At 75.2% G+C, this 13,002-nt stretch carries 12 protein-coding genes; 11 read left to right on the top strand and 1 reads right to left on the bottom strand.

Features of this window, described 5'->3' with window-relative positions; all coding sequences use genetic code 11:
- Positions 1-451: 451 nt before the first annotated feature.
- The 7 genes from DMB38_RS15300 to DMB38_RS15270 all read left to right on the top strand — a co-directional run bounded on the left by DMB38_RS15300 (position 452) and on the right by DMB38_RS15270 (position 5,274).
- The gene (locus DMB38_RS15300) at positions 452-1,597 is read left to right on the top strand and encodes a TadA family conjugal transfer-associated ATPase (RefSeq protein ID WP_125939052.1); all 1,146 of its coding nucleotides are present in this window, start codon (positions 452-454) and stop codon (positions 1,595-1,597) included.
- Positions 1,594-2,460 carry a type II secretion system F family protein gene (locus DMB38_RS15295; protein ID WP_125935662.1) on the top strand — a complete coding sequence of 289 codons (867 nt, stop codon included), beginning with the start codon at positions 1,594-1,596 and terminating at the stop codon, positions 2,458-2,460. Before DMB38_RS15300 ends, DMB38_RS15295 begins: the two co-directional genes overlap by 4 nt.
- Positions 2,444-3,265 (top strand): type II secretion system F family protein, encoded by an 822-nt coding sequence (locus tag DMB38_RS15290; protein WP_125935661.1) that lies wholly within the window; start codon positions 2,444-2,446, stop codon positions 3,263-3,265. The genes DMB38_RS15295 and DMB38_RS15290 overlap by 17 nt, the downstream gene beginning before the upstream one ends.
- 102 nt (positions 3,266-3,367) lie before the next feature.
- The gene (locus DMB38_RS36890; protein ID WP_234380345.1) at positions 3,368-3,505 is read left to right on the top strand and encodes a DUF4244 domain-containing protein; all 138 of its coding nucleotides are present in this window, start codon (positions 3,368-3,370) and stop codon (positions 3,503-3,505) included.
- Complete coding sequence (locus tag DMB38_RS15280; protein WP_240662257.1) at positions 3,447-3,863, top strand: TadE family type IV pilus minor pilin; 417 nt, start codon at positions 3,447-3,449, stop codon at positions 3,861-3,863. Before DMB38_RS36890 ends, DMB38_RS15280 begins: the two co-directional genes overlap by 59 nt.
- The gene (locus DMB38_RS15275; RefSeq protein ID WP_125935658.1) at positions 3,841-4,233 is read left to right on the top strand and encodes an Rv3654c family TadE-like protein; all 393 of its coding nucleotides are present in this window, start codon (positions 3,841-3,843) and stop codon (positions 4,231-4,233) included. Before DMB38_RS15280 ends, DMB38_RS15275 begins: the two co-directional genes overlap by 23 nt.
- A 54-nt stretch (positions 4,234-4,287) precedes the next feature.
- A complete protein-coding gene (locus tag DMB38_RS15270) occupies positions 4,288-5,274 on the top strand; it encodes an aldo/keto reductase (protein WP_125935657.1) in 987 nt (328 codons plus the stop codon).
- A gap of 128 nt (positions 5,275-5,402) precedes the next feature.
- On the opposite strand, the gene DMB38_RS15265 is transcribed toward DMB38_RS15270, so the two are convergent.
- Positions 5,403-7,991: a DEAD/DEAH box helicase gene (locus DMB38_RS15265; protein ID WP_125935656.1), complete on the bottom strand. Its 2,589-nt coding sequence runs from the start codon at positions 7,989-7,991 to the stop codon at positions 5,403-5,405.
- A 158-nt stretch (positions 7,992-8,149) separates the two neighbouring features.
- On the opposite strand from DMB38_RS15265, the gene bldG reads away from it, so the two are divergent.
- From bldG to DMB38_RS15245, 4 genes are all read left to right on the top strand, one after another.
- The gene (bldG, locus tag DMB38_RS15260; RefSeq protein ID WP_018835875.1) at positions 8,150-8,491 is read left to right on the top strand and encodes an anti-sigma factor antagonist BldG; all 342 of its coding nucleotides are present in this window, start codon (positions 8,150-8,152) and stop codon (positions 8,489-8,491) included.
- Positions 8,492-8,610: 119 nt separating this feature from the next.
- Entirely contained in the window at positions 8,611-9,087 is a 477-nt protein-coding gene (locus DMB38_RS15255) for an ATP-binding protein (RefSeq protein WP_047016528.1), read from the top strand.
- Between the two features lie 678 nt (positions 9,088-9,765).
- Positions 9,766-12,168, top strand: coding sequence for a sodium-translocating pyrophosphatase (locus DMB38_RS15250; protein ID WP_125935655.1), 2,403 nt, complete (start codon positions 9,766-9,768; stop codon positions 12,166-12,168).
- Positions 12,169-12,393: 225 nt separating this feature from the next.
- A complete protein-coding gene (locus DMB38_RS15245) occupies positions 12,394-12,957 on the top strand; it encodes a small secreted protein (RefSeq protein WP_125935654.1) in 564 nt (187 codons plus the stop codon).
- The last annotated feature ends 45 nt before the right edge of the window (positions 12,958-13,002 follow it).

The following is a 13,002-nucleotide window of genomic DNA, read 5'->3' as shown; positions in this document are numbered from 1 at the left end:
CCTGTCGCCGTACGGCCGGGGCGGTGCGGACGAGCCGGCAGCCGCCGCGGTTCGTACGGCCCGCGGGGACGACGCCGAGCCGGAGCCGGACGTGGCGGAGTGCGGTCCGGACGCCCCGTGGGCGGCCGGTGCGGCTGCCGCGGCGCCGGGGCGCTTGGTGCGGCCGGGCGCGCTGCCGGCGGTGTCCGGCTCGGGTGGTGGACCGGCGGCGACTCTCCCGGCTCGTACGGCTGGTGAGAACGAGGCGCCGCGGGGACCGACCCGGTGGGGCTACAGCTCCGGGGGAGACGACCGGCCGGGCCGGTGCCCGGGCTCCGCGTCCGCCGCTGCCGGGACGGCCGCCTCGGTGGGCGTCGGCGAGACGGAACTCCCCGGTTCCGTGCCCGGCTACGGCCGCTCGCCCCGGCGCTCCGACGGTGGTGACGGGCAGATTCCCGCCGTGTCGGGGCAGTTGGTCGGGGCGGTGCGGCGGCGGTTGGCGGAGAGCGGCGGCGAGCCGACGCCCGCCGGGGTGGCCGCCGCGCTGCGGCGGGAGGGGCGGCTGCTCGGTGACACCGAGGTGCTGGCGATCGTGGGCGCGCTGCGTTCGGAGATGGTCGGCAGCGGGCCGCTGGAGCCGTTGCTGGCCGAGCCGGACGTGACCGACGTGCTGGTCACCGCGCCGGACGAGGTGTGGGTGGACCGGGGCTGCGGCCTGGAGCGGGTCGACGTGCGGTTCGCGGACGCCGATGCCGTACGGCGTCTGGCGCAGCGCTTGGCCGCCGTCGCCGGGCGGCGGCTCGACGACGCCCGGCCCTGGGTCGACGCCCGGTTGCCCGACGGCACGCGGCTGCACGCGGTCCTGCCGCCGGTTGCGGTGGGGTCGGCCTGCCTGTCGCTGCGGGTGGTGCGGCGCCGGGCGTTCAGCCTCGCGGAGCTGGCCGCCGCGGGCACGGTGCCACCCGGCGGTGAGGGCCTGCTGCGCGGACTCCTCGACGCCCGGCTGTCGTTCCTGGTGAGCGGCGGCACGGGCAGCGGCAAGACGACGCTGCTGAGTGCGCTGCTGTCGCTCGTGCGGCGGGACGAGCGGATCGTGCTGGCGGAGGAGTCGGCCGAGTTGCGACCGGATCACCCCCATGTCGTCCGTCTCGAAGCCCGCCCCGCGAACCAGGAGGGTGCCGGCGAGGTGACGCTGCAGGACCTCGTGCGGCAGGCGCTGCGGATGCGGCCCGACCGGCTGGTCGTGGGCGAGGTGCGGGGGCGCGAGGTCGTCGACCTCCTGGCCGCGCTGAACACCGGCCACGAGGGCGGCTCGGGCACCGTCCACGCGAACGCGGCGGGCGACGTGCCCGCGCGGCTCGAGGCGCTGGGCGCGGTCGCCGGACTCGACCGGCCCGCTCTGCACAGTCAGTTGGCCGCGGGGGTGTCGGTGCTGCTGCACCTGGTGCGCGACCGGCGGGGGCGCCGGCGGATCGCGGAGATGCACGTGCTGGAGCGGGACGCGGCGGGGCTGGTGGCGGCGGTGCCCGCCGCGGTCTGGGCGGCCGGCGGGTTCGCCCGCAGGGCCGGGTGGCCGCGGCTGGAGCGGCTGCTGGCGCGGGGCGGGGGTGCCGCGTGAGCGGGGAGGTCACGGCGGTCGCGGCGGTCGCGCCGGTGTGCGGGGCGGCGTTCTGCGCGGGGGCGGCCGTGGTGCTGGCCGGCGGGCGGAGACCCGCGGTGCGGAGGGCCAGGGCGCTGCTGGGGCCGCCGGGGAGTGCGGTGCGCGTGGGGCGGCGGTGGCGGGCGGCCGCGGTGTTCCGGACGTGGGGTGGGCGTCGCGAGTTGTGGTGCCTGCCGGCCGGGTGCGTGGTGGGGCTGCTGGGCGCGTCGTGGCTGCCGCTGCTGGCGGGGGTGGTGGCGGTGCCGCTCGTCGGGCGGCGGCTGCGCGGCCGTGAGCGGCGTGGTGCGGAGGTGCGCCGGGCGGCGGCCGTGATCGAGCTGTGCGCGGCGGTCGCGGGCGGGCTGCGGGCCGGGCGGCAGCCGGCCGGGGCACTGCTCGCCGCGGCGCCCGGCGGACCCGCGGGGGGTCCGGAGGTGCTGGCCGCCGCGCGGTTCGGCGGGGATGTGCCGGGCGCGCTGCGGTCGGCGGCCGGTGCGCCCGGTGCGCAGGGGCTGGCGGGCGTCGCCGCGTGCTGGCAGGTGGCCGCGGGCGGCGGTGCGGGACTTGCGGACGGGCTGGACCGGGTGGCGGCGGCGCTGCGCGCGGAGCGGGACGAACGGGACGAGGTGCAGGCCCAGTTGGCGGGCCCGCGGGCGACGGCACTGCTGCTGGCCCTGCTGCCCTGCTTCGGGCTGCTGATGGGCTCGGCGCTCGGCGCCGCGCCGCTGCGGGTGCTGCTGCACACGCCGGCGGGGCTGGTCTGCCTGGTGGCGGGCGGTCTGCTGGAGTGGGCGGGGCTGGCCTGGGTGGGCCGGATCGTGCGAGGTGCGCATGCGCGCTGAGTTCATCCACAGCCTGTGGACAGTGTTTTCCGTGCCGGCCGCCGCGTACTGCGCGGCGGACGCGGCCCTCGCGTCCTGGCGGGCACGCGCCTGGCGGCGCCGGCTCCCGGCCGTGCTGGGCCCCGTGGCGCCGCCCGTACGCCCGGAGCCGGCCGGGGCGCCCGGCGGCGGGCGGGAGCCGGCCGTGGTGCGGCTCCGGGCGGCGGCGTTGCGGTGGGGTCCCGGACTGCTCGCGGGGGCCGCGGTGCTCATCTTCGTCGGCGGGGCGGTCGGCGCGGTGGCGGGACTCGCCGCCGCGTACGGCATACGGCGGTGGCAGCGCCGCACGGCCACCGTCGCACGCCGCGACGCCGGCATACGGACGGGCCCCGACCTCGCGCTGGCCGCCGACCTCCTCGCCGCCTGCCTCGCGGCCGGCGCGGGGCCGCGGGAGGCCGCCGCCGAGGTGGGCCGCTCGCTGGGCGGACCGGTCGGGACACGGCTGGCGCAGGGCGCGGCGGAACTGCGCCTCGGCGCCGCCCCGCACGCGGCCTGGGCGCCCCTCGCGGAGCTGCCGGGCGCGGCGCGGCTGGCCGGCTGGCTGGAGCAGGCGGACCACACGGGCGTTCCGGTGGTCGACGCGGTCTCCCGGCTGGCCGCCGAGTGCCGGGCGGAGGAGACCCGCGCCGCCGCCGCTCGCGCCCGCCGGGCGGGCGTCAAGGTGGCGGGCCCCCTCGGGCTGTGCTTCCTGCCCGCGTTCCTGGCGGTCGGGGTGGCGCCGGTGGTGATGGGCCTGGCGGCGCAGTTGCTGGGCGGGAGTCGATGAATGACACATGGATTCGGGTACGGAGACACGGGGGTTGAGATGGCCGGCAGGTTCGTCCGGAGGGTGCGCGCGTGCGTGCGGAGGCTCGGCGGGGACGCGGGGATGACGACGTCCGAGTACGCGGTGGGCACGATCGCGGCGGTCGCGTTCGCGGCGATCTTGTACAAGGTGGTGACGAGCGATGCGGTCGGCGGTGCGCTGCAGGCGGTGGTGGAACGCGCGCTGGACGTCCCGTTCTGACCCGGGCCGCGCCGGAGCGCGGGCGGACGCGGGCGTCGTCACCGCGGAAGCGGCGGTGGCCGTTCCGGCTCTCGTGTTCCTCGCCCTCGGGCTGGTCTGGGCGCTGATGGCCGCCGCCGCGCAGATCCAGTGCGTGGACGCCGCCCGCGCGGGCGCGCGGGCCGCGGCCCGGGGCGAGCCGGCGGACGACGTACGCGGGGCGGCGCTGGCGGCGGCTCCGCGCGGGGCGGACGTGGCGGTGGCGCGGGAGGGCGATCTGGTGCGGGTACGGGTGCGGGGGGCGGCCCCCGGCCCGGGGTCGCTCTCCCTCGACCTCGGAGGGGAGGCGGTCGCCCTTGCGGAAGAGACCGTTCGATGACCGGGGCGGGGCGACGGTGTGGTCGGCGCTGGCGTGCTTCGCGCTGTGCGCGGTGTTCGCCGCCGCGCTGGCCCTGGGGCAGGCGGTGCACTCCCGCCACCGCGCCGGCGGTGCCGCCGACCTGGCGGCGCTGGCGGCGGCGGACCGGGCGCTGCTCGGCGAGGCCGCGGCGTGCGCCGCCGCCCGCCGGGTGGCGGCGGCGCAGGGGGCCCGGCTGCTGCGGTGCGCCGTGGCCGGGGAGGTCGCGGACGTCGTGGCGTCGGCCCGTACCGGCCGCTTCACCGCCGAAGTCCGCTCCCGCGCGGGGCCGCCGGCCCCGGCCGGTCTCGCGTCCGGCCTGCGTCCGGTCCCGCGGCCGGGCTTGCGGTAGAGCGTGCTCCAGCGTTCAGACTCCCGCTTGGGCAGACACACGAAAGGACTCCGCATGAAGTACCGCACGATCGGTGCCGACCCGCAGAACCGGCGCGAGGTCAGCGTGCTCAGCCTCGGGGCCATGCTCTTCGGGTCCAGGACCGACGAGGAGACCTCGTTCGCGATCCTCGACCGCTACGTGGCGGCCGGCGGCACGTTCGTCGACACGTCCGACAACTACGCGTTCTGGGTGGACGGTTCGCAGGGCGGGCAGAGCGAGAGCCTGCTCGGCCGGTGGCGGCGCAGCCGGGGCATCGGGGACGAGGTGGTCATCGCGACCAAGCTCGGTGCCCGGCCGCTCGCTCCCGGCACCTCGTACGTCGACAACCCCGAGGGCCTGTCGGCGAAGGTGATCCGGCAGTCCGCGGAGGAGAGCAGGCGGCGGCTCGGGGTGGAGAAGCTGGACATCCTGTACGCGCACATCGACGACATGACCGTCCCGCAGGAGGAGACCGTCGAAGCGTTCGGCGCGCTCGTGGCGGAGGGCTCCGTCGGGCTGCTGGGAGTCAGCAACCAGTGGGTCTGGCGGGTGGAGCGGGCCCGTGCCCACGCGGCGGCCTCCGGTCTCGCCGGGTACGAGCTGCTGCAGTACCACCACACCTACCTGCGCCGGCGCACCGACCGCCCCAGCGAGCTCGACCCGGACGGGTCCCCGGGCGGCGTGGACGGCGCGATGCTCAGCTACCTGCGGCACAACCCCGGGCTCACGCTCGTCGCGTACTCGCCGCTGCTCGCCGGGGGCTACGTCCGCGCGGACAAGCCGCTCGGGGACGAGCTGGACCACCCGGGGACGCCGGCGCGGCTGGAGGCCCTGCGGGCGGTGGCGAAGGACGCCGGGGCGACGGTCAACCAGGTGGTGCTCTCCTGGCTCATCGGCGGGGAGGTGCCGGTGATACCGCTGGTCGGCGCCTCGTCCGTGGCGCAACTGGACGAGAGCCTGGCCGCGGTGGACCTGGAGCTGACGGAGGACCAGCGGGCCCGTCTCGACGCCGCCGGCTGAGCGCCGGCGGGAGGGCGGGGCGCGGCCGCGCGGGAGCCGGGCGGAGGGTCCGGTTCGGCCGGTTCCAGCCGGTTCGGTCCACCCGGTCCACCCGGTCTACCCGGTTCAGTCCGGTCCGCCGGAGTCCGTCAGCTCTCGTCCGCCGCCTCCGTCTGCGCCGCCCGGGCCGCCGCGGGCTGCGCTCCCTGCCCCGCCTCCCGCAGCAGCGTCGTCAGCAGGCGTACCGCCGCCGCCTTGTCCAGCGGGTCGTTCCCGTTGCCGCACTTCGGGGACTGCACGCAGGACGGGCAGCCGGACTCGCACTCGCAGGCGGCGATCGCGGCGCGGGTCGCGCCGAGCCAGTCGCGGGCGACGCCGAAGGCGCGTTCGGCGAAGCCCGCGCCGCCCGGGTGGCCGTCGTAGACGAAGACGGTCGGCAGCAGCGTGTCGCCGTGCAGGGGGACGGAGACGCCGCCGACGTCCCAGCGGTCGCATGTGGCGAAGAGCGGCAGCATGCCGATGGCGGCGTGCTCCGCCGCGTGCAGGGCGCCGCCCAACTGCTCCTGGGCGATGTCCGCCGCGTCCAACTGGTCGTCGGTGACTGTCCACCAGACGGCGCGGGTGCGCAGCGTCCGCGGCGGGAGGTCGAGCTTCGTCTCGCCCATGATCTCGCCGGTGATCAGCCGGCGGCGCAGGAAGGAGACCACGTGGTTGGTGACTTCCACCGACCCGAAGCACAGCCGGGCGTCGCCCCACGGGATCTCGCGCTCGGTCTCCAGCACGGAGACGGAGGTGGTGTCGCGGGCGACGGTGGTGTACGGGGGGTCGGCGCGCTCCACCAGCGCCACGTTGTCCTCCAGGTCCAGGGTGCGGACCACGTAGGTGAGGCCCTGGTGGAGGTGGACGGCGCCCTCGTGGACGGTGGTGTGGGAGGCCGCGGCGTCGACGGTGCCGAGGAGCCGGCCGGTGCCGTCCTCGACGACGTCGACGGGGCGGCCGCCCCCGCCGCGGATGTCGGTGAGGTCGCAGGCGCGTTCGCGCCGGGTCCAGTGCCAGGCGGCGCCGGGCCCGGTGCCCCGGCGGCGCAGCAGCCCGCGGTCGGCGAGCTGCGGCAGCAGCCCGGTGGCCCCAGCGCCGAAGCACGCCGAGTCGCCGGTGAAGTCGGCGTCGGTCAGCGGCAGTTCGGCGGCGGCGGCGCACAGGTGCGGTGCGAGCACGTACGGGTTGTCCGGGTCCAGCACCGTGGACTCCACCGGGCGGCGGAAGAGCGCCTCCGGGTGGTGCACCAGGTACGTGTCCAGTGGGTCGTCGCGCGCGACCAGCACCGCCAGCGCCCCCTGCCCCGACCGGCCCGCGCGCCCGGCCTGCTGCCAGAGCGAGGCCCGGGTGCCGGGGTAGCCGGCGATCAGCACGGCGTCCAGGCCCGACACGTCCACGCCCAGCTCCAGCGCGGACGTCGCGGCCAGCCCCAGCAGCTCGCCGGACTGCAGCGCCGCCTCCAGGGCCCGCCGCTCGTCCGCCAGATAGCCGCCGCGGTAGGCGGCGACCCGGTCGGCCAGCGCCCGGTCGACGGCCGCCAGCCGGTCCTGGGCGATCATCGCGACCAGCTCCGCGCCGCGCCGGGAGCGGACGAAGGCGACGGTCCTCACGTCCGCGACCGCCAGGTCCGTCAGCAGCTCCGCGCACTCCGCCGTGGCCGTGCGCCGCACCGGCGCGCCCCGCTCGCCGTGCAGCTCCGTCAGCGGCGGCTCCCAGAGGGCGAACGCGACCTCCCCCCGCGGCGACGCGTCGTCCGTGACCTCCGCCACGGCCCGCCCGGTCAGCCGCTCCGCCGACCGCCCCGGCTCGGCCGCCGTGGCGGAGGCGAGGAGGAACACCGGGTCCGCGCCGTAGCGGGCGCAGAGCCGGCGCAGCCGCCGTACGACCTGGGCGACGTGGGAGCCGAAGACGCCGCGGTAGGTGTGGCACTCGTCGATGACGACGTAGCGCAGGGCGCGCAGGAAGGACGACCAGCGGGAGTGGGCCGGGAGTATGCCGCGGTGCAGCATGTCGGGGTTGGTGAGGACGAGGTTGGCGTAGAGGCGCACCCATTCGCGTTCCTCGGCGGGCGTGTCACCGTCGTAGACGGCCGGGCGCACGGCCTTGCCGAGCGGGGCGGCCAGCGCCTTGACCGCGCGTAGCTGGTCGGCGGCCAGCGCCTTCGTCGGCGCCACGTACAGGGCCGTCGCGCCCCGCCCGTTGGGGGCCTCGGAGCCGTCGAGCGCCGCGCTGAGCACGGGCGCCAGATACGCCAGGGACTTGCCCGACGCGGTGCCCGTGGCGGCGATCACCGACTCGCCCGCGAGCGCGTGCGCGGCCATCCGCGCCTGGTGTGCCCACGGCCGCCGGATCCCGGCGGCCTCGATGGCGCCGACCACCTCGGGCCGGATGCCCGCAGGCCAGTCGGCATGGCGCCCGCCGCGCGGGGGCAGGTGCTCCGTATGAGTGATGCGAGCGGCGCGGTCCTCCCGGGCGGCGAGCCGGCGCAGCGCGGTGCGCGGGGTGACATGCGCGGGACCGGCCGCGGCGCCGTCCGCCGCCGTGCGGTCCGGCGCGCCGGGCGGTGCGCCGTCGGGCGGTCCTGCCGGTGTGACGTGCGGTGCGCCGGAGCGCGCGCCGGGTACGCGCCCCGGCCGGATGCCGGCGGCCGCGGGGGCTGTCCCCGGCTCGTTCGCGTCCCTCCACTCGTTCGCGTCCATCGGCACGAGTGTGTCACCGATGCGACGGACAATGACCCCAAGGCGTCGTGCACGCCCGGGGGTAAGTGATTGAATGCCATGGCGGATGCCGATCCGTCTCCGGCCGGACGGCGGGGGACGCCCGGGGCAGCCGCTCGCTGAAAGGTGCTGGAGGATCCGTGGACCTGTCCCTGTCGACTCGTACCGTGGGCGACCGCACGGTCGTCGAAGTCGGTGGCGAGATTGATGTGTATACCGCCCCCAAGCTGCGCGAGCAGTTGGTCGAGCTGGTCAACGACGGCAGCTACCACCTGGTCGTCGACATGGAGCGGGTCGACTTCCTCGACTCCACCGGTCTCGGCGTCCTCGTCGGCGGACTGAAGCGGGTCCGGGCCCACGAGGGCTCGCTGCGTCTGGTCTGCAACCAGGAGCGCATTCTGAAGATCTTCCGTATCACGGGCCTGACCAAGGTGTTCCCCATCCACACCTCGGTCGACGAAGCCGTCGCCGCGAAGGACTGACACAGGACGCCACACAGGCGGAGGGACCGGGCCGCGCGCCGGGTCCCTCTGCGGTTGGCTCCGGTACGGATGCATCCCGTGGACCGCGGGATGGCGTGGGATGACGTGAAGGGGATGGCATGCCCACCGTTGAATTGCGCTTCAGTGCTCTTCCCGAGCACGTCCGCACGGCACGCCTGGTGGCGGCCGCGGTCGCGCGCCGGGCGGGTGTGGACGAGGCGGTGCTCGACGAGGTGCGCCTCGCCGTGGGCGAGGCATGCCTGCGCGCCGTCGGGCTGCACCAGCACAACGGGCTGTCGGGTCCGGTGCGGGTGGTGCTCACCGAGGAGGAGAAGAAGTTCTCCATCGAGGTCGGCGACGACGCGCCGACGGTCCCCGGCCACGTGCCCGCAGCCCGCAGCACCGCCGAGACCCACCCCGACCCGGACGGCGACGGGAACGCGAGCGGCCCGGGCGGCGACGGGTCGGGCATAGACGACGAGATGGGTCTCGCGGTCATCAGCGGTCTGGTCGACGACGTCGAGGTCACCGCGGGCGAGTCCGGCGGCACGATCCGGATGAGCTGGCCGGCCGCCCCCGCGGCAGCGGGCTCCTGAACGGGCGTACGGCCCCTCTGCGGGCCGTACGGCGGCTCCCACGCATCTACCCGGCCTGATACTCGTACGGCCGCCCTGAGGCGCGTACGGCGCGCTGAGGCCCGTATGCCGGCCCGCGGCCCGCACGGGCGCCCGAGGCCCGCACGGCCCTCCGAGGCGGGTACGGCAGGCCGGCCCGCCCGCGCCCGGCACGACGGCCCGTACGCCCGCCCAGAGGCACCGGCACCCGGCCTCCGGGCTTCCCCCTGACACGTACGGCAATCCCCTGTCACCCTGCGGCTTCCCCCGCCCGGCGCCGATCGGCTCCGGGCGACCGCCGATCCGCCCGCCCCCTGCCGCTCCCGGCCCTCCCGCGACCCACCCCTTGACCCGCGCATTTCAAGATCAAGGCGCTTCTGATCAGCGCTTTCTCCGGCTCCCGAGATCATTTTCCCGGCATTGTCCCGCCGTTCCCGCATCCCTCTTTCGAGCGAATTGACAGACGCCCGTCACCGCATTGATCGTCGTCGGAGCCGAATTCCCCCGGGGACGCTCTGTTTTGATCTAGTTCCGCTCCCTACAATCCGTCCACAACTTGCAGCTCAGGACGCCTGAGCGCTGCGGCCGCCCAAACCCCGACCGCCCATACCCGCAGTCGGGGCTGCCGCGCGCCCATGTGCCGTACGTCAAGGAGGACGAATGGCGGGGCATTTCACCCCACTACAGCAGGACCACCTACTGGCCGTGGAACTCACCAGCGGCAACCGGGCCATCGTGGCGATCATCGCCGTGGTCGCGCTTGCCGCACTCGCGGTCGCCGTGGTGCTGCTCCGTCAGGTACTCGCCGCAGGCGAGGGCACGGACAATATGAAGAAGATCGCGGCGGCGGTACAGGAAGGTGCGAACGCCTATCTGGCCCGCCAGTTGCGCACCATCGGCATCTTCGCGGTCGTGGTCTTCTTCCTGCTCTTCCTCTTGCCCGCGGACGACTGGTCGGAGCGGGCGGGACGCTCGATCTTCTTCCTGGTCGGCGCCGCGTTCTCGGCCGCGACCGGATACATCGGCATGTGGCTCGCGGTCCGCAGCAACGTGCGCGTGGCAGCCGCCGCGCGCGCCGCCACCCCGCGCGAGGGCGAGCCCGCCAAGGACCTCACCGCGGTGAGCCACGAGGCGACCAAGCTGGCGTTCCGCACCGGCGGCGTCGTCGGCATGTTCACCGTCGGCCTCGGCCTGCTCGGCGCGTGCAGCGTCGTGCTCGTGTACGCGGCCGACGCGCCCAAGGTGCTGGAGGGCTTCGGCCTCGGCGCCGCGCTGATCGCGATGTTCATGCGTGTCGGCGGCGGCATCTTCACCAAGGCCGCGGACGTCGGCGCCGACCTCGTCGGCAAGGTCGAGCAGGGCATCCCCGAGGACGACCCGCGCAACGCCGCCACCATCGCCGACAACGTCGGCGACAACGTCGGCGACTGCGCCGGCATGGCGGCCGACCTCTTCGAGTCGTACGCCGTCACCCTCGTCGCCGCGCTCATCCTGGGCAAGGTCGCCCTGGGCGACGCCGGTCTCGCCTTCCCGCTGATCGTCCCCGCGATCGGCGTGGTCACCGCCATGATCGGCGTCTTCGTCGTGGCGCCCAAGGCCAGCGACCGCAGCGGCATGACCGCCATCAACCGCGGCTTCTTCATCTCCGCGGTGATCTCCCTGGTGATGGTGGCCATCGCCGTCTTCGCGTACCTCCCCTCGTCGTACGCGGACCTCGACGGCGTCGGCGCCGGCATCGGCGAGCACGACGGCAACCCGCAGGTGCTCGCGCTCGTCGCGGTCGCCATCGGCATCGTGCTCGCGGCGGTCATCCAGCAGCTCACCGGCTACTTCACCGAGACCAACCGCCGTCCCGTACGGGACATCGGCAAGACCTCGCTCACCGGCCCGGCCACGGTGGTGCTCTCCGGCATCTCCATCGGCCTGGAGTCCGCCGTCTACACCGCGGTCCTCATCGGCCTCAGCGTCTACGGCGCGTTCCTCCTCGGCGGTACGTCCATCATGCTGGCGCTCTTCGCGGTCGCCCTGGCCGGCACCGGCCTGCTGACCACCGTCGGCGTCATCGTCGCGATGGACACCTTCGGCCCGGTCTCCGACAACGCCCAGGGCATCGCCGAGATGTCCGGCGACGTCGAGGGCGACGGCGCCCAGGTCCTCACCAACCTGGACGCGGTCGGCAACACCACCAAGGCCATCACCAAGGGAATCGCCATCGCCACCGCGGTCCTCGCGGCGGCGGCGCTCTTCGGCTCGTACCGCGACGCGGTCAACGAGGCGGTGGCGGAGGCGACGAACGTCGGCAACCCGCTGGCCCTCAGCCTGGACATCGGGCAGCCGAACAACCTCGTCGGCCTCATCCTCGGCGCCGCGGTCGTCTTCCTCTTCTCCGGTCTGGCCATCAACGCCGTCTCCCGCTCCGCGGGCGCGGTGGTCTTCGAGGTGCGCCGGCAGTTCCGCGAGCGCCCGGGGATCATGGACTACTCGGAGGAGCCGGAGTACGGCAAGGTCGTCGACATCTGCACCCGGGACGCGCTGCGCGAGCTGCGTACGCCCGGTCTGCTCGCCGTCATGGCGCCGATCGCGGTCGGCTTCACCCTCGGCGTCGGCGCGCTGGCCTCGTTCCTCGCCGGTGCCATCGGCGCGGGCGTGCTCATGGCGGTCTTCCTGGCCAACTCGGGCGGCGCCTGGGACAACGCCAAGAAGCTCGTCGAGGACGGGAACCACGGCGGCAAGGGCAGCGAGGCCCACGCCGCCACGGTGATCGGCGACACGGTCGGCGACCCGTTCAAGGACACCGCGGGCCCGGCGATCAACCCGCTGCTCAAGGTGATGAACCTGGTGGCGCTCCTCATCGCGCCGGCGGTGGTGAAGTTCTCGTACGGCGACGACGCCAACCCCGCGGTACGGGCCGTCATCGCGGTCGCGGCCATCGGGATCATCGCCGGTGCCGTGTACATCTCCAAGCGCCGCGGCATCGCGGTCGGTGACGAGGAGTCGGAGACCACGGCGCCCACGGGCCCGCCGCCGACGTCACAGACCGACCCGGCGGTGGTCAACGGCTGAGACCGGGCCACGGCACCACACCCCGCCGGCCGGGAGGCGAGACCGCTCCCGGCCGGCGGGGTGTGGTGGTTTTCGGCGGGAGCGCTGTTACTGCTGTGACTGATGTGATCTGCCGTGGCAGTTGTGGCAAATGGTGCACGACGCGGCGTGCGGCCCCGGCGATTCGTCGTACCGGCGGGGTGCCGGTGTATGTTCCGGGTGTCTCAGTCTCGAAGGGATGATCCGGTGAACAAGAAGCTTGCCGCCGCCCTGGCCGGTGCCGCCGTCACGCTGCTCGCGGCGACCGGCTGCAGCGATGACAACGGGGCGGAGGTCCAGAAGTGGGCGGGCTCCCTCTGCGACCGGATCCAGCCGGAGTTGCAGAAGCGGGACCAGGCCAACCTCGCCATCGGCGAGGCGACGACCGAGAAGGACCCGCGGAAGGTGCAGGAGGCGGACGCCCAGGCGTTCGGCGAGATCTCCGAGGCGTACACCGCGATGAGCAAGGCCGTGAGCAAGGTGGGCGCGCCGCCGGTCGACGACGGCAAGAACACCCACGGCGGTGCCGTGACCGAGCTGCAGCAGGTGGCGGCGGCGTACGCGGACCTGCAGAAGCAGGTCGAGGACCTGGACGTCAAGGACCAGGCGGCGTTCGCGGAGGGCCTGCGCGAGCTGGCGGGCGAGGCCGACAAGATCAGCAAGAGCGGCGACGAGGCGCTGAACAAGCTGCAGGCGGGTGAGGTCGGCGAGGCGCTGGCCGAGCAGGAGGGCTGCCAGAAGTCGAAGGCCAAGCCGTCGCAAGCAGCCTAGGCCCTGCTTAGCCGCGCCCGGCGGGCTGGTCGGCGGCGCGGCCGC

Origin of the sequence: Streptomyces sp. WAC 06738 (assembly GCF_003945505.1) — a bacterium.
Lineage (GTDB): Bacteria > Actinomycetota > Actinomycetes > Streptomycetales > Streptomycetaceae > Streptomyces.
The sequence above is the reverse complement of the archived record's forward strand: the minus strand, read 5'-3'. Positions and strand labels throughout refer to the sequence as shown.